The organism is Chloracidobacterium sp. N (genome assembly GCF_018304765.1).
Classification (GTDB): Bacteria; Acidobacteriota; Blastocatellia; order Chloracidobacteriales; family Chloracidobacteriaceae; genus Chloracidobacterium; species Chloracidobacterium aggregatum.
In genome coordinates this window covers 973,208-990,563 of sequence record NZ_CP072643.1, presented here as the reverse complement: position 1 = coordinate 990,563, position 17,356 = coordinate 973,208, and the positions used below count along the sequence as shown (strand labels likewise).

Annotated in this window: 14 protein-coding genes; 5 read left to right on the top strand and 9 right to left on the bottom strand. The window is 61.1% G+C overall.

Going from position 1 to position 17,356, the window contains the following annotated elements; translation table 11 throughout:
- The first annotated feature begins 213 nt into the window (after nucleotides 1-213).
- The 4 genes from dnaB (at nucleotide 214) to J8C05_RS15080 (ending at nucleotide 3,565) form a co-directional block, all read left to right on the top strand.
- On the top strand, nucleotides 214-1,638 hold the full coding sequence (dnaB, locus tag J8C05_RS15095; RefSeq protein WP_246840783.1) for a replicative DNA helicase: 1,425 nt from the start codon (nucleotides 214-216) through the stop codon (nucleotides 1,636-1,638).
- Nucleotides 1,639-1,746: 108 nt separating this feature from the next.
- Nucleotides 1,747-2,421, top strand: coding sequence for a hypothetical protein (locus J8C05_RS15090; RefSeq protein WP_211423565.1), 675 nt, complete (start codon nucleotides 1,747-1,749; stop codon nucleotides 2,419-2,421).
- Between the two features lie 107 nt (nucleotides 2,422-2,528).
- Nucleotides 2,529-3,023, top strand: coding sequence for an SET domain-containing protein (locus tag J8C05_RS15085; protein WP_211423564.1), 495 nt, complete (start codon nucleotides 2,529-2,531; stop codon nucleotides 3,021-3,023).
- Between the two features lie 17 nt (nucleotides 3,024-3,040).
- A complete protein-coding gene (locus J8C05_RS15080; RefSeq protein WP_211423563.1) occupies nucleotides 3,041-3,565 on the top strand; it encodes a KdsC family phosphatase in 525 nt (174 codons plus the stop codon).
- 139 nt (nucleotides 3,566-3,704) lie between these two features.
- On the opposite strand, the gene J8C05_RS15075 is transcribed toward J8C05_RS15080, so the two are convergent.
- The 9 genes from J8C05_RS15075 to J8C05_RS15035 form a co-directional block, all read right to left on the bottom strand.
- Complete coding sequence (locus J8C05_RS15075; protein ID WP_211423562.1) at nucleotides 3,705-5,123, bottom strand: B12-binding domain-containing radical SAM protein; 1,419 nt, start codon at nucleotides 5,121-5,123, stop codon at nucleotides 3,705-3,707.
- 73 nt (nucleotides 5,124-5,196) lie between these two features.
- Nucleotides 5,197-6,582, bottom strand: coding sequence for a B12-binding domain-containing radical SAM protein (locus J8C05_RS15070; protein WP_211423561.1), 1,386 nt, complete (start codon nucleotides 6,580-6,582; stop codon nucleotides 5,197-5,199).
- Nucleotides 6,583-6,694: 112 nt separating this feature from the next.
- The gene (locus J8C05_RS15065; RefSeq protein ID WP_211423560.1) at nucleotides 6,695-7,402 is read right to left on the bottom strand and encodes a hypothetical protein; all 708 of its coding nucleotides are present in this window, start codon (nucleotides 7,400-7,402) and stop codon (nucleotides 6,695-6,697) included.
- Nucleotides 7,403-7,427: 25 nt separating this feature from the next.
- Nucleotides 7,428-7,919 carry a 2-vinyl bacteriochlorophyllide hydratase gene (bchF, locus tag J8C05_RS15060; RefSeq protein ID WP_246840782.1) on the bottom strand — a complete coding sequence of 164 codons (492 nt, stop codon included), beginning with the start codon at nucleotides 7,917-7,919 and terminating at the stop codon, nucleotides 7,428-7,430.
- 44 nt (nucleotides 7,920-7,963) lie between these two features.
- Nucleotides 7,964-9,250: a Coenzyme F420 hydrogenase/dehydrogenase, beta subunit C-terminal domain gene (locus J8C05_RS15055; RefSeq protein WP_211423559.1), complete on the bottom strand. Its 1,287-nt coding sequence runs from the start codon at nucleotides 9,248-9,250 to the stop codon at nucleotides 7,964-7,966.
- Nucleotides 9,251-9,372: 122 nt separating this feature from the next.
- Nucleotides 9,373-10,248, bottom strand: coding sequence for a ferredoxin:protochlorophyllide reductase (ATP-dependent) iron-sulfur ATP-binding protein (gene bchL, locus J8C05_RS15050; protein WP_211423558.1), 876 nt, complete (start codon nucleotides 10,246-10,248; stop codon nucleotides 9,373-9,375).
- Between the two features lie 86 nt (nucleotides 10,249-10,334).
- Nucleotides 10,335-11,642 (bottom strand): glutamyl-tRNA reductase, encoded by a 1,308-nt coding sequence (gene hemA / locus J8C05_RS15045; RefSeq protein WP_211423557.1) that lies wholly within the window; start codon nucleotides 11,640-11,642, stop codon nucleotides 10,335-10,337.
- Between the two features lie 43 nt (nucleotides 11,643-11,685).
- The gene (locus J8C05_RS15040; RefSeq protein ID WP_211423556.1) at nucleotides 11,686-15,519 is read right to left on the bottom strand and encodes a magnesium chelatase subunit H; all 3,834 of its coding nucleotides are present in this window, start codon (nucleotides 15,517-15,519) and stop codon (nucleotides 11,686-11,688) included.
- Nucleotides 15,520-15,768: 249 nt separating this feature from the next.
- Nucleotides 15,769-16,761, bottom strand: coding sequence for a hypothetical protein (locus tag J8C05_RS15035; RefSeq protein WP_211423555.1), 993 nt, complete (start codon nucleotides 16,759-16,761; stop codon nucleotides 15,769-15,771).
- Nucleotides 16,762-16,849: 88 nt separating this feature from the next.
- On the opposite strand from J8C05_RS15035, the gene J8C05_RS15030 reads away from it, so the two are divergent.
- Complete coding sequence (locus tag J8C05_RS15030) at nucleotides 16,850-17,317, top strand: hypothetical protein (protein ID WP_211423554.1); 468 nt, start codon at nucleotides 16,850-16,852, stop codon at nucleotides 17,315-17,317.
- The last annotated feature ends 39 nt before the right edge of the window (nucleotides 17,318-17,356 follow it).

Here is a 17,356-nt window from a genome sequence, read left to right as displayed (position 1 = left end):
GAAGAATCGGCGTGCCGTCCGGCGGCGGGTCTGGTACGGTTTGCCAGGGAAACCAGAGCCATATACCCGCGCCGGGGTCCGACCTGCCGGGCACGGCGCGCCACCAGTCGAGCGTCGTTTGGGGAAACCAGGTTCAAGCGACACGGGGCACCGCCGTCTGTTCTTCGCCTTGGCCGTCAGACCGGCGCCCTTTCGCCCCACGTCAGGCCCAGTATGTCAGGACGATCAGGCAAAACCGACTCCGAAAGTCCCATGCTCGCCTTCTACACGGGGTCTCCGAAGGGGCGGGCCAAAGCCGACGCCAAAACCACGGAAGAAACCTTTACCCTCCCGCACGACCTGGATGCCGAGCGCAGCATCCTGGCTTCGATTCTGCTGGACAATGAGGTGTGCCACGAGGCGCTGGAACTGCTCCAGCCGGAAGACTTCTTCCGGCCCAGTCACCAGCAGATTTTTGCGGCTATGCGCGAGCTGTCGGAAACCGGACAGCCGATTGATCCCACCACCCTCGCCACGCTCCTGCGCCAGCGCGGCCAGCTCGACAAAGTCGGCGGCATCACCGCCCTTTCGGCGCTGCTGGACGCCTATGCCATCCCGGCCAACCTCGAGGCCTACGCCAAAACGGTCAAAGACAAATCCATGCTCCGCCGGGCCATTGACATCTGTCAGGCCGGCATCCGGGCCTGCCGGCTGGAGGAACAGGATGCCCACAGCATCATCGATGAGCTGGAGCGCGGCATTTTCGAGGTTGGGGAAGCCCGCATCCGCAGCGGCTTCGTACCAGTGTCCGAGGTGGCCCGCACGCAGCTCCAACAGGTCGAAGCCGCCCAGAGCACCAGCGGCCGCCTGACGGGGCTGGCCACGGGGTTTGCCGACTTCGACCGCCTGACCAATGGACTCCAGCCGTCCGACCTCATCATCGTCGCGGCGCGGCCGTCAGCCGGCAAAACCGCCTTTTGTCTCAACATCGCGCAGAATGCAGCCGTGGTGGACGGCAAGCGGGTGGGCATCTTTTCGCTGGAGATGTCCAAGGAATCGCTCGTCATGCGCCTGCTGTGCGCCCAGAGCCGCGTGGATTCACAGCGGTTGCGGAGCGGCTATCTGAGCCGTGACGAATGGCGAAAACTCGCCGAAGCCCTCCAGGAACTGACGACCGCACCCATCTTCATTGACGACACACCGGGCATTTCGGTCGCCGAGATGCGCGCCAAGGCGCGGCGGCTCAAGGCGCAGCACGGTCTTGACCTGCTCATTGTGGATTACCTCCAGCTCGTGCGCGGCCGCGGACGCCACGAAAACCGCCAGACGGAGGTTTCGCAGATTTCCCGCGATCTGAAGGGGCTGGCCAAGGAACTCGACATTCCGTTGATTGCCCTGTCCCAGCTCAGCCGCGCGTCAGAGAATCGCGCCGACCACCGTCCGATGCTGTCCGACTTGCGCGAAAGCGGCAGCATTGAGCAGGATGCGGATGTCGTGGCGTTCATTTTCCGGGAAGAGATGTATAACCCCACGGACGACAATGCCGGACGGGCCGAACTCATCGTGGCCAAACAGCGCAACGGCCCTACGGGCACGGTTGAACTGACCTTCATCAAAGCCTGCACCCGCTTTGACAACCTCTGGGAGGAAGACTTATGAAGTGGCGGCCAACGGTTCTCCCCCCTGCACCGTGGTGCGCCTCACGTCGCGGCCGCCGGCTGCCCGCCGGCAGGAATCCCTCCTTACCCAAGCTTGCGGAGCCCGCCCATGGATACCCTGTCACGCCCCATCTGCTGCCGCCCCATTACGGATGAAGAGCGCGCCGCCCAGCTTTCCACGGTTCGCCACTGGAAAGTTCAGGGCAGCCTCATCAAGTCGCGGTTGCTGTACCTGCAAATGAAGCACGGCATTGCCACGCTCAAGCGCATCCTGCAGAGCCTTGGCGAAGCGGATCGGGCGGTTCTCACCAAAACCGTCTTTGTGGGCGAGTGGTATGAGCTGGGCTTGCTCGTCCGGCTCGATGCCGCGATTGTGGCGGAACTGGGTGCAAACACTCCTGACCTGCTGGAGGCGCTCGGCGCATTTTCCGCCGAACTCAACATCGGCGGCACCTACGAAAGTCTGGTGCAGCGGGATGTGGAAGGGTTCTTGCAGCTTTCGGCCGTGGTCTCCCCCACGTTCCAGACCTTTGGCAGCGCGCGCTATGAGCCGGAAAGCAAAACGGGACCGGTTCGCGCCGGCACGGTCTGCCTTGCGTATGACACACCACCACCATCGCAGTATTGCCAGTCAGGTATCGGCTATTTCCGCCGCGCCGTCGAACTGTGCGGCGGCATCCAGCCGGAAGTCACCGTGACCAGTTGCCGGCGCGAGGGTGCGCCGGAGTGCCGGTTTCGGATTTGCTGGCAACCCGGCGGCGCGTCCACTGTTCCCATGACCTGAACGAGGCCTCTCCCGGCGGAAAACGACTGCCCGCCACACGCGGGAAAGTGAAGTCCCGCCTGTGACCGGGGAGGCATTCCCCGGCCGATGCCGGTTATCAGCGCACCATGCAACGCCACCACCTTTGCGAGCTGCGTCGTTCACCCATTCACGGCTGGGGCGTCTTTGCCACGACGTTCATCAAAGCCCGGACCCGCATCATCGAATACCGTGGCGAGCGGATCAGCCGCGAAGAAGCCGACCGGCGCTATGCGCGCAAACTGGAGCAGACGACGCATACGTTTCTCTTTATCCTGGATGAGCACACGGTTCTGGATGGCGGCCGCTTCGGCAACCTGGCGCGCTACATCAACCATTCCTGCGAACCCAACTGTGAAAGCCTCCAGGAAAGCAGCGGCCGCGTTTTTATCGAGGCGATTGCGGACATCCCGCCGGGCACCGAACTGACGATGGACTATCACCTGCAAGTCGCCGACGGAGACCCCGAAACCTGGCGGCGGGACTACCCCTGCGCCTGTGGCGCGCCGCGCTGTCGGGGAACGCTGGTGGGACCTATCCCGCCTTTCACCGTCAACTCAACCTTCAAACCTCCCTTTGTCTGAACCCCGGAGGACTGCCCATGAGCGATGCCCTGACGGAACGGGCCCGCCACATCGGCCTGCTGCTGATGGACTGCGACGGCGTGCTGACCGAAGGTTTCATCCATCTCCTCCCGGATGGAACGGAACTCAAGAGCTTCAACTCGCAGGACGGACACGGTCTCAAGCTGGCCAGGCGGGCCGGCATTCGGACCGGCGTCATTACCGGGCGGCGCTCACCGGCGCTTGAACAGCGGGCGCGTGAAACCGGCATCGAGTTCCTCTGTCAGGCCACCAGCGACAAAGCCCAGGCGCTGACCGAACTGCTGACGGCCCAGGGAATATCCCCCCAGGCGGTGGCCTTCATCGGGGATGACCTGCCGGATGTCCCGGTGATGCAGCAGGTGGGGCTGGGCATTGCCGTGGCCAACGCTGTGCCGGAAGTCAAACAGGCCGCCCACTACATCACCACCCGGACGGGTGGGCGCGGGGCTGTACGGGAAGCCATCGAGCTGATTCTCAAGGCCCAGGGCAAGTGGAACGCCGAGTTTCTTTTTCTTGCCTGAGCGTCGGCTGGCGCGTCTGCGGGGCTTTCAGCCAACACCCACACGGTCCACACCGAATGACGACCGGCAGAAGAAAGCCCGTCCATATCCTGATGAATACGGACGGGCTGGCTGCAGGCTGTCGCGGCGGCCGGCGGCGTCAGGCGTAGGCCGGACGGGCCTGGCGGGCGCTGCGCAGGAAATCCGGCGGGAGCGGCTCCGGGAACCGGTGCTTGATGATGCTGCGGAAACGAAGGTTGGAAATGGTTGCCAGGAGCTTGCGCTGGGCATGGGAGCGCGGCGACAGCACCCGCTTGTAAATCGAAGGCACGGAATAAAACCGCTCGAAGGCAAGCTGCAACAGCCGGCGGGTCTGTTCGGCGTCTGTCCCTTCGCGCGCCCAGACGACTTCCTCGCCCGTGTAACGGTCCCAGTCGGTGTGCAGCAGTTTGTCCTTCGTGCGCTGGTAGAGCGCCGTTCCCGGAAAGGGTGTCATCACGGAAAAAATGGCCGTCTCCACGTTGCACCGTTTGAGTTCTTCGATGGTTTCCAGCGTGCTCTCGACGGTTTCATCCTCGAATCCGAAAAGAATGCCAACATCCACGGCAATGCCGTTCCGGTGAAAGAGCCGGATGAGGTCTTCGTACTTCTCCGGCCGGTTGAACTTCTTGTTCACTGTGGCCAGCTCGTTCGGGTGGATGCTTTCGATGCCCAGAAAGGCCCGGCGGCAGCCGGACCTGGCGGCCAGTTCAACCAGTTCCGGCCGCTTGAGCGTCTGGGTGTCAAAAAATCCAAACCAGCTCAGCTTGCGCTTGGCCAGGGTCTTGAACAGTTGTGCCGCCGCATCGGGGTTGACGATGAGGTTGTCATCGGCAATCGAGAAAAACTCAGCCCCATAGGCATCAATTTCGCGCAGCAGATGCGCCGGGTCACGGTACCGCATCTTGCCGCCGGCAAAAACCGGCACGGTACAGAAGTCACACTTGTGCGGACACCCACGGGAGGTCTGAATGCTCATGATGGGCATCTTCAGGGTGGGGATGGGCTTGAAGTAGCGTTCCAGTTTGAGCAGGTCCCAGCGCGGCACCGGCAGCTCATTCAAGTCCTGCGAATGCCCCCCCTGATACACCGGCTTGAGGTCGTCACTCTGTACGTCTTCGAGAATCTGCGGCCAGAGGGCTTCCCCCTCGCCAGACACGACCGCGTCGCAGTGCTGAAGCGCCTCTTCAATCATGAAGCTGACGTGAATGCCCCCCATGACGACCGGAATGCCCCGTGCCCGGCACTCATCCGCAATCTGGTAGCCACGCTGGACGTTGCGGGTGTAGGTCGTGATCGCCACCAGATCGGTGTCGTCGGGGATGTGCAGTTCCTCGACATTCTCATCCACAATCGTCACCTTGTGCGGCGCCGGCGTAATCGCCGCCAGCGTCGGAAGAACGATGTTTGGAAAAATCATGAACGGCTTGTGCTGCTGTCCTTTTTCCGGGTTGTAGTACCGGGGCAAAACCAACCGGATGTTGAGCGGACGATGCTGGCCGAGTTTCTTGCGACGCTTGATTTGAACGACGACAGGCATGGCAACGAGGGGTCTCCTTGGAGGGATGCAAAAAGTTGAGCCACAGGCCCGGATGACGCGCTCCCACAGGTCATCAGCAGGCAGCCTGTTTCACCACGGGCGTAGGTATTTTTCCGAAAAACAGGCGCGGAAGATTCTCCATGATGTATCGCGGACGGGTGTAATACATCGCCGTCATGGCCTTGCGCGTGACTTCAATTTCCCAGGCTTCGAGGTGGTCCAGTTTGAAGGTCACATGTGAGATGTCATAGTCTTCCCATGACAGGTTCGGCAGCAGCCTTCCCGACTGAATGAATTCACGCCGCATGGTCGTGCCGACGTAAGGCGTCAGGATGTTGATCCAGAGCATTTCCGGGTTGAGATCACACATGTACTTCATCGTCGCCTGGAGTGACTCGCGGGTTTCCTTCGGATGGCCGATGATGATCGAGGCCATCGAAGCAATCCCGTGTTTTTTCAACAGGCGGATGCACTGGGCATTGTCGTCGCTGGTTGCCGTCTTGTTGTAGTCCTTGAGGGTTTCCGGGTCCATGGACTCAATCCCCATGATGACGCCCATGCAGCCGGCCGCAGCCATGATTTCGACGACTTCCGGGAACTTCACAAAAATGTTGGTGACGCACTGCGCTGTCCATTTGATTTTGTCTGCCAGACCAGCATCAATGATGGCCTGTGAAATCGCCATGGCACGCTTTGGACTGGCATTGAAAATGTCATCCGTAAAGAAAAATGTCCGGTACTTGTACTTGTAAAAACCTTCCTCGATTTCCTGCATGATCGAGTCAACCGAACGATACCGCCACTTGGCCCCGTAGTTGGCCGTCACAATGCAGAACGAGCAGTCGTAGGGGCAGCCCCGTGAGCCTGAAATGTTGTAAACCGGATCGGCAAATTTCCCCAACCAGGAGCGGGTCTGTTTCCAGTAGCGGGGCACGTCGAGCAGCTCCCGGTTGGGAATCGGCAGACTGTCAAGGTCTTTGATAAACGGCATCGGCGGATTGCGCACGAACTGGTTACCATCCAGCCAGGCAACCCCCTTGATAGTCGAAGGATCAACCTTGCCGTTGGCCTCGAACTGCTGGACGATTTCCAGCATTTGATACTCCCCTTCACTCCGCACGACGACATCCACGTAGCCGGAGCGCAAGGTGGCTTCATCGTCAAAAGTGGGATGCGTTCCCCCCATCACCACATACTTTCCGGCCGCCTTGGCCGCCTTGGCCACCCGCATCCCCACTGTGTATTTCACCGTGTCACAGGAGATGCCCACAATATCAATGTCATCACTGAAAACAGGCTCCTGACCGGCATTCATGTCGCAGAGTTCGACTTCGTAACCCTGTGACTGGATAAACGTGCCAATGTAGAGAATGGCCAACGGCATGCTGATGAAGCTGAACCGTTCGGCGACTTTCTCGATGACCGGGGGATTGACGAACAAGCACTTGGGCTTTTTCATGGCAATGTTTTCTCCGTATGACGGTGATACAGAATTCTGTTCAGACAACTACTGCAAATCGGACTGCCGGACACCCCTGAACCCAACACCCAAATCCAACCCGGTTTGGGCATCAACGAACCGTGGCCGGAAGTTGGGAAGCAAAGCGGAAGATTCGGGGGCGTACCCTCAGCATAAGCACCGTATCCACGATGGCATGAAAGAAGACGACACTCCAGAAATCCTCAAAGACATAGAACGTCAGACACCAGGAAAAAGAAAGCGCGCTTTCTGACCAGAGCCGAAACTTCCGAATCTTTCGCGCCCACTTATCTTCCCGAAAGTGTGGAGGAAAGATGCGCATCCAGAAAAGACCATGGATGGCACCACCGTAGATGAGAAAGGCGAAAAAGCCACTGCCAAAAACGAGCAGGTGGAAGGGTGTCCCGGTCAGCCCCATGGGATAGGCCAGCCAGGTTCCTATCGCTGCCCCGAACCTGAAGACCAGCAGAAAGGCCAGTGTCTCCCCAAGGCTGTTGCCGATGATGAAGATGGGTGTACCAACGAGGTTGAACGGACGCTCCTCATGAATGGCTACCTGTGCATAGAGCCACTGGGAGAAACCAAGGGTGGCCAACAGCAGAAGGATTCCCCAGACCGAGGCAACAGTCTGGTGGACATTGAAGACGAAAGGCTCCGGCAGACGAAACAGCCAGGTAAGTGCAAAAGCCCCCAGCCAGTAGAGCACGATAGCCCCTTCACGTCCCCAACTCGGCGTATCGGTATCTACCCCACCCGGCGCATAACGCTCCAATTTTTCGACAGCCTGCAATACTGGCATAAGAACAACACTTTCCCCGGTGTTTTTAGGAACCGGAAACCCAAGGCACATCCCCGGCAATCGTGTAACCGTGGCTCTTTAGTTTCTGTCGGTTGATGACATACTTGCGCACAAACTGGTACGCATTGATGCAGTATGTCAGATAGGCCACAAGGGCGACGTAAGCCAGCGTCATTTCCTCCCACTTGAGGAAAAAGCCAATGACATAGAGCGTGTGGGAAATCAGGACGAATGTCGAGAAGAAATCTTCCCACCAGAACTCTTTGGCAAAGGCATAGTGTCCAAAAACATCCTTTTCCCAAAAAGCCCCGGTAATGGCCATGACCCACAGCACAAAGACCTTGACCATGACGCTCACGTTGGCCAGCCAGAATCCGTGACCGGTAGAGATAAAATAGATGATGAGCGCCAGACTGATGAAGAAAATGACGAACTGCACCGGGGCCAGAAATGCCTGTACTGGCATCCATTTGCTTTTCTGACGGCGGAGCATCTGCTCCGGGGTGTAGGTCGACACGGTGAAGCCTCCCGGATGAATTGGTGTGATGTGTCTGGAACCCGTCAGCCAACGCCAATCGGGTCAATGGTTTTCAAAGTCTTGCCCGACGCCGGCGAACGACGTGGACGTTTCACGCTGACAGGCGGCCGTGGCGGCTGGGTTTCGCCCGGCAGGACGTACTTCTCCAGCGGGACATAGGCGTAGCGCGGAACCAGCAGCGCCTCCCGGTGGCCGGCCTTGCGGCGTACCGTAAACAGCCCTTCCGCCAGCTTCATCTCGACGCGGGTCCGGGCAAACTCCAGCCCCCGCGGCCCCAGCCGACGCTGGAGAAAGGCAATGAGTTTTTTGACCGGACGGGGCGCGCCTTTGGTGTAGGGTTTCCCAAGCTGCGACAGAAAGCCCTTCATGGCCAGCGCGCGGCTGCCGCTTTCGGTCGGCTCGGACAACTCCACGTCATCGCGGATGAGGTCAAGCAAACGCCAGCCCTTGGCATTCCGAATGAGCAACCACTGGTTGTCCGGCATGCCGCCGCCCATGTAGCCCACCGACAAATCGGCCAGCGAGTTCGTGTAGTTGAAACACACCCGGCAGGAAGGTGCGATGAGGTCGGGGCCAATCTCGTGCATGGGAATTTCGACGAAGTTCAGCTTTTCGACTTCCCCATTGGTATGCCGCATCCACAGGCGGAAATCCGGCATGAACTCCATGTGCACGACCGTATCCGGTGACCGGCTGACGGACTTCAGAAACGTCATGTAGTTTTCGTGCGTCGTGTTGTCACTGCACAGAATGCCCAGACACCACAGCTCGTCAAAGGGCAGGGTTGGCTCGATGACGCGCAGGGCGTGGAACTGACACGGCGTGCCAACCACCATGACGCGCTTCAGACCGGCGGCAATGGCGTCGTCTATCTTTTCCAGGGTCGGTGAAAGGCCGAACTTGTTGCCGCGACAGGCGAGCACTTCTTCCGGTGTGCGCGCCAGAACGGGCTGGGGTTTGTTGAGCGTACCGGGTTCTGTGCCGGTCAGGATGACGCCTTCCACCAGCCCCTGTTCCAGGGCGCGCATGGCAATGGTCGTCACCACCCCCGTCCACTGCGCCCCGGCGATGGGGCGTTGCCGCCGGACGCGCAGGATTTTTTTGTACGGCCCAAAATACACCTCATCCGTTCCGGCCCGCCGGGCGTGTCCCTGCACGGTCAGCTCCAGCTCATCGTATTTTTGCACCAGGAAAGCACAGGCTTCCTTGACGTGCGGGCGCAGACTGGACGTGCAGATGCCACAGTCGCTGCAAATGCGCGAAAACCGCTCGGCAGCATCCGGTTTCACAATGGGCAGTGGGGTTGCCATAGATTGCCTTTCTGGAACATGTCCGTCCAAAACGCGCGCCACCAGCGATCACGGCTCCTCCCTTCCCCGCCCACAGCTTCTGCCGTGGGCGACGCTGGAGAGGCCACTCCGCTTCACCTCTCTCAAAGAGCCAGGCAGGATGGGTCTTCGAGCAGTTCCAGGTCTTCGGCGTTGAAACGCTGGATGTTGATGTTGATGTACTCGCTGCGCAGATGCTCGAACACTTCCCGGTCGGTCAGGGGCTTGACCTTGAGGGCTTCCGGCTCGGACAGCAGGTAGTCGGCAATTTCGAGATACCGATCCTGCGCCAGGGCAATTCCGCCAATGCGCTTCATCTCGAAGATGGAGACACCAGCCAGCCGTGACCGCCGGATTTCGTCAATCTGCGGGACGTGCCCGACAATCCGCGCGCCAGTCCGGTCACAGAAGCGTTCGACGTGGTCGGTGTCCGGGCAGCGGTTCACAATCAGACCGGCAATGTAGATGGGATAGTTTTTGGTCTTGGCCATCACGGCCGCACAGATACGGTTGGCCGCAAAGAGCGAGTCGAAGTCGTTGGCCGTCACCACACAGGCGAAATCCGAGTGGTTGAGCGGCGTGGCGAAACCGCCACAGACGACATCGCCCAGCACGTCGAAAATCACCACGTCGTATTCGTCCATCAGCTTGTGGTCGCGCAAAAACTTCACCGCCTCGCCGGTGACGTACCCACCACAGCCGGCGCCAGCGGCCGGGCCGCCGGATTCCATGGCGTCCACGCCCATCTTGCCCTTGAAAATCACATCGGAGGGCTCGATTTCCTCATGGTGGTAGTCATGCTCTTCGAGGATTTCGACGAGCGTCGGGATCATCCGCTTGGTGATGGTAAAGGTCGAATCATGTTTGGGGTCACAACCCACCTGAAGGACACGCGCGCCACGCTTGGCCATGGCGATGGCGATGTTGGAAGAGGTCGTGGATTTACCGATACCGCCTTTGCCGTAGATTGAAACGATCATGAATCAGTACCTCACCTGGGGTTGGAATGGATGAAAACTGGTCAGGGGACGAAGGGCCGGTTCCAACCCTCCATCACGGAGTCACTTCAGGCCGAACGCGCCAGGCGCACCTGCTGTTGAGCGCCAACCCGCACTTCCAGCCCGAAGGTTTCACACAGCCGGCTCTGCTCGCCCTGCGCGGCGGCTTCGCGGATGTTCTCGATGAGCGGATGGGCGAATTTGCGCAGAATCGAGGTGATGATGACCTCGCGCACGTACCGCTCGACTTCGGGAGACATCCCGCCCAGCCGGTCAATGCGCTTGCGATGGCGCTCATATTCGGCCTGGGCCATCTCCACAAGGTGCGCATTGAGCGCGGCAATGAAGGGGGCAGCGGCCATGCTGCGCCATTCGGCCACAAAGGCCGCGACTTCCTCCTCGACAATGCGACTGGCCCGTTCGGCTTCCTGTTTCCGCTCGCGCAGGTTGCTTTCAACCACGGCCTGAAGGTCATCCACGTCATACACAAAGACCTGCTCCAGGTCGTTGATGGACGGGTCCACGTTGCGCGGCACGGAAATGTCAATGATGAACATCGGGCGGTGCCGCCGCCGCTCCATCGCCGCCGCCACGTCGGCCACACGCACAACGAAGTGCGGGGCCGCCGTGGCAAAGATGAGGATGTCGGCTTCCGGCAACCGCTCCCGAAAGCGGTCGAAAATCACGGCCGAGCCATTGAACTTGGTGGCCAACTGAACGGCTTTGTCGAAGGACCGGCTGGCCACGACGATGTGGCTCGCTCCGGCGCTCATCAGATGGGTGGCAGCCAGCTCGGCCATCTCCCCGGCGCCGACCAGCATGACGGTCTGCCCTTCAAGACTGGTGAAAATACGCCGCGCCAGCTCGACGGCGGCGTAACTGACCGAAATGGCGTTGGCGCCGATTTTCGTCTCCGTGCGGACCCGCTTGGCAACGCTGAACGCCTTGTGCATCAGCTTGTTGATGAGCGTCCCGGTCTTGTTCAGTGACTGCGCCGTGGCGTAGGCGTCCTTGACTTGTCCCAGAATCTGCGGCTCGCCGATGATCATGGAGTCCAGGCTCGACGCCACCCGGAAGACGTGCCGTACCACATCCTGGTCGGTGTAGTAGTACAGGTGCTCGTCGTAACTGTCGCACTTCTGATGAATGGCCTTGAGGAAGTTTTTGACGCAGGCGATGCCCTGGGTTCCTTCGTATGGCGTCACACCCAGCAGTTCAACCCGGTTGCAGGTGGAGAGAATCATCCCTTCGCAGATGTTTTGTCCATCCACGAACAGGTTGAGGGCTTCAGGCAGGTAGTGCTTGCTGAAAGCAAAGCGTTCGCGGACCGCAATGGGCGCCGTGTGATGATTGAGGCCAACGAGTACAAACTTCATGGCAGTTCACTTGGGGGGTACTTCCCGGATAAGGGCTTGGGGATCACAAAGTCACGTTTTCCAGTGCGTCTTCCATCTGGGCGTAGGCTTCACGCAACTGTTCAAGCGTCGCCTCGTCTGTTTTCCACAGCCCCCGCCCATGGGCTTCGAGCAGCCGGCGGGTCAACTTCGACAGACTGCTGGGGTTGAGGCGCTGCAACCGCGCACGCATGGCTTCGTCAAGCACGTAGGTCTGCGCCACGCCGTCATACACCCAGTCATCCACGGCCTGGCAGGTCGCGCTCCAGCCAAAAGTGTTGGAAACCTGCCGTTCGATCTGGCTCACACCGGCGTAGCCGTTCTCCAGCATGGCTTCGTACCACTTGGGATTGAGCAGCTTGGTGCGGGATTCGAGCCGGACCGTTTCTTCGAGACTGCGCACCTTGGCTTCGGCTCCGGTCGCATCAGCCAGCATCACGGCCGGCGCGGCACCATCGCCCCGCAGGTGCTTGACGGCGCTGGTGACACCGCCCAGGTACTCGTAGTAGTGGTCAATATCGGTGATGTTCATTTCAGTGGAATCCACGTTCTGAAACGCCAGCGTGACGCCCCCCAGAACCCGTTCGTAGTCGGCCCGGGCCTCGACAAACTGCCCGTTCGGGTCGTAGGCAAAGCCCTTGCGTGAAAGGAACGTCTGGGCAATTTCACCGTCGTTTTCCCACGTGGACGAATCCACCAGATGGTTGACATTGGCCCCGTAGCTGCCGGCGGCATTCGAGAAAATCCGCCGGACGGCATCTTCCCAGGCCACGCCCTGCCGCAGCATTTCCTGCACGTGGGCGCGGATGAAGTTTTGCGCCTCCGGCTCATCCGCCTGGGCCGCCAGGCGCACGGCACGGTCAAGCAGCCGCATCTGCTGCGGCAGGACATCCCGGAAGATGCCGGACAGCGTCAGCACCACATCAATCCGGGGCCGTCCCAACTCGGCCAGCGGGAGGAGTTCGACGTTGGCAATGCGTCCCATCTCGTCGGCCACGGCCCGCGCCCCCAGCAGCCACAGGGCCTGGGCCACGCCCACGCCGCCACTTTTCAGGTTGTCGGTGCCCCACAGCACGAGCGCCACGCTGCGCGGCAGTGCGCCGCCGTGCTCCCGCGCATACCGCTCAAGAAGCTGCTCCACGGACTTCTGGGCTTCGCGCGTTGCGGCATAGGTCGGCATGCGGTACGGGTCAATGGCATGCAGGTTGCGCCCGGTCGGAAGAATGCTGGGATCACGCACGACATCCCCGCCCGCCACCGGCGCAATGTAGCGCCCGTCCAGGGCCCGCAGAATGGCATCGAGTTCGGCGTTGGTGCGGAGTTTTTCGTGCAGGTCAAACAGAAACGCAAAGTGTGCGTCAAAGAGACTCCGCCTGGCGCGGCAGAGTTTGGCCAGGTGGCTCGCCCCGGCGCTGGCCGAACGCTTCTGGTGCATTTCCAGAATGGCCTCGCCGATGAAATGCCGCGCCTGCCGCTCCAGCTCAACGTTTTGTGAAAAGGTCGCCAGCGCATCGTCCGTCCCGGTCTTTCCGGCGGCGGACTTCCCGTTCAGATCGGCCCAGTGGGCCAGGACGGTTTTGGTCAGGCTTGGCAGGTGCTGCCCCGCAACCGGAAAATCCGCCACGACGCGCAGCATCCCGACGAGTTCCTGGCTGTCGAGGCCGTCATCCATCGTGTGCAGCCCCGTCGGAATGAGGCTGTATTCCAGTTCCAGCAGGTCGGCATAAAGCTTCTGGAAGCGCTCGGTCGTCAGTTCGTCGGGGGTGAAGTCGTGGTCGAGCAGGTTGAGTTCTTTGGCCTTTTCGACGATGGCCGGGATGTAGGCTTCGCGCCGGGTCGGTTCATTGCGGAAACCGTCCATGGTTTCCTTGAGCGTCACGAATTCCTTGTAGAGACCGGCCGCCTCGATGGGCGGGCTGAGGTAGCTCACCAGCATCGCGTAGCCCCGGCGCTTCGCAATGAGACCCTCCGACGGGTTGTTGGCGCAGTAGGCATAGACGTTGGGCTGGTCGCCAATGAGCCGGTCGCTCCAGCAGAACTGGCTCAACCCAACCTGCTTGCCGGGCATGAACTCCGTCGCCCCGTGCGTTCCGAAGTGGAGCAGCACATCCGCCCCCCACGTCCGGTTGAGATACGCATAAAAGGCGGTAAAACCGTGGTTGGGCGTGGCGTCCTCCGAAAACAGCAGGCGCATCGGGTCATCCTCGAAGCCAAAACTCGGCTGGACAAACACCCCGACGTTGCCAAACACCCGTCCCATGATGGCGAAGTCGCCGCCATAGACGTTCTTTTCACCTGGCGAGGGTCCCCACGACCGCTCGATTTCGCGGTAGATCGGCACGAGCCGCTCGTATTCCAGCCGTGGAAACAGGTCACAGACGTTGGCCGGCTGGCCGTACTGGACGGCATTGCCGTGAACGATGCTGTCGCGCAATTCGTCCACCGTGGCCGGCACGTCGGTGAGGTGGTAGCCAGCCTGCTGCATTTTGCCGAGCAGGCGGTGCAGGCTTGTCCACACATCAAGGTAGGCCGCCGTGCCAACGTTGCCCTGGCTCGGCGGAAAGTTGAACAGCACGATGGCAACGCGCCGTTTGGCCGGCGGCAGGCGGCGCAACCGGACCCGCGCCATAACCCGCCCAACCAGACGCTCGACCCGATCCGGGATGGGTTCCAGCAGGCGCGAGTTCCCGGACTTGCCGGCAAAGACAATCTGATCGGTCGTCCCGTCCAGCTCTGGAATGGAGACCATCAGCGTTGCCTGAAGGCGGTTCAGTCCCTGAGTGTCGGAGAGCCACTCCTCGATGGTCTGAAACTCCAGCGAGGGCGCGCAGATGTAGGGCACGTCAAGCTGCTTCAGCAGCCGCTCGGCCGCCAGGGCGTCGTTGTAGGCCGGCCCGCCGACGAGAGAAAACCCGGTCAGTGACAGCACGGCATCCACCACCGGGCGGCCGCGTTCGAGGAAGTATTTTTCCACCGCCGGCCGGCCGTCCAACCCAAAGGCATAGGCCGGAATGACATTCGCGCCACGCTGTTCAAGGGCTTCGATGACGGCCGCATAGTGCGCCCGGTTGCCCGACAGCAGATAGGACCGCAACATCAGCACGCCAATCGTAGGAGCATTCGGCCGCGACGGGACGTGCGTCCGCAGTTCCCTGATGGATTCGACAATGCGCCCTTCACGGGGGTGAAACAGCCCCACATCGGGGTATTCAACCGGCGGCTTCGGGTTGAAGCGCCCACGGTAAGCTTCCGTGTAGCGCGTCAGCAAAAACAGCAGAAACTGCTCCAGATTGTCAGCCGAGGCGTTGAGCCAGTACTGGATGCTCATCATGTAGGCGTGAATGTCCTGCGCCGTGCCGGGGATGTACTTCATAATCTTCCCGGCATTCTTGAGCATGGTGAGCATGGTGCGTCCCGGCGGCTGGGCCGCCTTGGGTTCGGCGGTCGGGGCGTCGTCCTTTTTGAAGGAATCCTTGACGGCCCGGATCATGCGCAGCGGCGAATACCACGGCGTTTCGCCTTCATCCTTTTTGGCCAGCACGAAGCGTCCCAGGCGCGTCTCCCGAATCAGCGACGGCGCGCACATCACGCAGATGACAGCCTGGTAGCGGGCGGCATGGCGGTGGAGCAACTCCCGGATAAGGGCAATTTTTTCGTCGTCAAACTGGTGGACGACAAACACCAGGTCGGCTTCCGCCGCGTCGGCGCGGAGCTTTTCAATGGCCTCAGCCCGGTCAAGTTCGGCTGCAATGTGAAAGGCCACCTGGAGATTGACGCCGTGCTGCTCACGGACCCGCGCCGCAGCAACAGCAAGGGCCAGATCGGCCTGTCCATCGAGTGCGATGAAAAGAAACTTCATACCCGAAAACGCTCTTCTGAAACCCAAAGCAAGCGCACCGCCGACTTTCCCGGCAGGACACGCCTCGGATGGGACTCACGCGATTCGGGGACGCACACCTTCCAGCAGGCAGGTGAGGGGGGAAGGCTGTGAGGGACTGGGTGAGCCTGAAACCAAGCTATAGAACGGTTTATGGCATCGCAAAAAAATTCTTTGAAGTTTTTCCGTATCAGGCCCGGAACGCGCAGCGCAGGCCCGGAACGCACGGCGTCAGGCGCCGGGCGGCAGCTCCAGCGCCCAGCGTCCAATGCCTTGTGCGGTCTGTGCCATAGCCCCCAGAGCCAGAAAGCCAACGGTCCAGCGGGCATTGATTTCCAGAAGGCAGCGCCACCCCTGGGAGTGTTCAAGAACATCCATTCCCCACGGGCCGCGGTAGCTCTCCGCGGCCAGGCGCGCACCGACCTGTCTTCCCAGAGACAGCACCGAAGCCGGCAGCGATGCCGCTTCCAGTTCATAGCCGACAAGCACGCCAGCCCCGTTGGTGACAGGCCGGCTGACGCCCAGCAGCCGCAGGTCGCCCTCCGGGTCAAGGAAGCCACACAGTCCGTATTCCTGCCGCACGTCATACCAGGGCTCAAACAGCAGCGGCAGCCCTTCGGCAAAGCGCCGGCGACACCAGGCGGCGGCCGGTGGCGACACCACGGGCCCGCGCCCCAGCACCCGCTCGCGGGCGGCAACCCCGTAGGGATGCTTGATGACCCATTTGGCTTCTGCCTGCGGACAGGCCTGCGCCACATGCGCCACGAGTTCCGCCTCGGACGCCACCAGCCGCGCCCGTTCATCGGCTACAGCGAGTTCGACTTCCAGACTGTGGCTGTAGACTTTCGAGTTGACCCGCGCCACGCTGTTCAGTGGCGGCGGTGACAGCCGCGCGCCAGCGCGCACTCCAACGGCCAGCGCCGTGGGCGTCCAGCCCCAGGGCGTGAAGTGGTAGGTGGACGCCTCCTGCGTGCTTTCCAGCGGCAGCAGGGCGATGCCCCGCCGGGCGGCCACGTCCTCCAACGATGTCCGCCAGGCGTCGGGCGTCAGCAGGGCATCACCGGGCCGAAGCAGGTATTTCAGCAGGTTGTAGGCGATCACCCGGTTGCGCGCCGCAAAGCGTCCGGTCGGGACGTAGCGCCGCCCCTGCGACAGAGCCGCCAGTTCGGCCTCAAAATCGGTGTTGACGTACCACAGGCGCGGTTCACCCGGAACGTCCCCCATGGCGTCCTTGTCAGGGCTTGACGCCAACGCACCCGGTGAATGACTGTGCGTTAATCTCCCCCGGACCCCAGTTCCTTCAGGAAGCATTATGATCAAGTTCTATTCCAAGGCATGGCTCGATGAAATGGCGCGGCGGATGGAGACCGACCCGCGCTTTCTGGCAGATGGCAAAAAACTCAACGGCACGTTCGTCTTTCGGGTCTATGACGGCCCGGACGGCCGGGACCGGCGGACACAGTGGACGTTCAAACAAGGCAAGGCCATCGAATGGAAGTATGAAGACCACCCCAGCCCGTGGCAGGCACTGCGGGAAGAACCCTTCAGCGCCAACTTCGTGTCCCGCACCACCATGACCTACGACAAGGCGGCCCGACTCAACCGGGGCGAAATCACCGTGCAACGGGCGCTGTCATCGCCGGACTACAAAATCGAGGGCAACATGAGCCTCGTCATGGCGATGATGAAGTCCTTTCAGGCGTGGAACCTCGTCGCCTCGGAAATTCCGGTCGAGTACGACTTCACGGCCGAAGACCAACCCCAGCCGGACCAGCCCTGACCGGACCAGCCCGGTCACGCCGGCAGCACGAATGCCGGG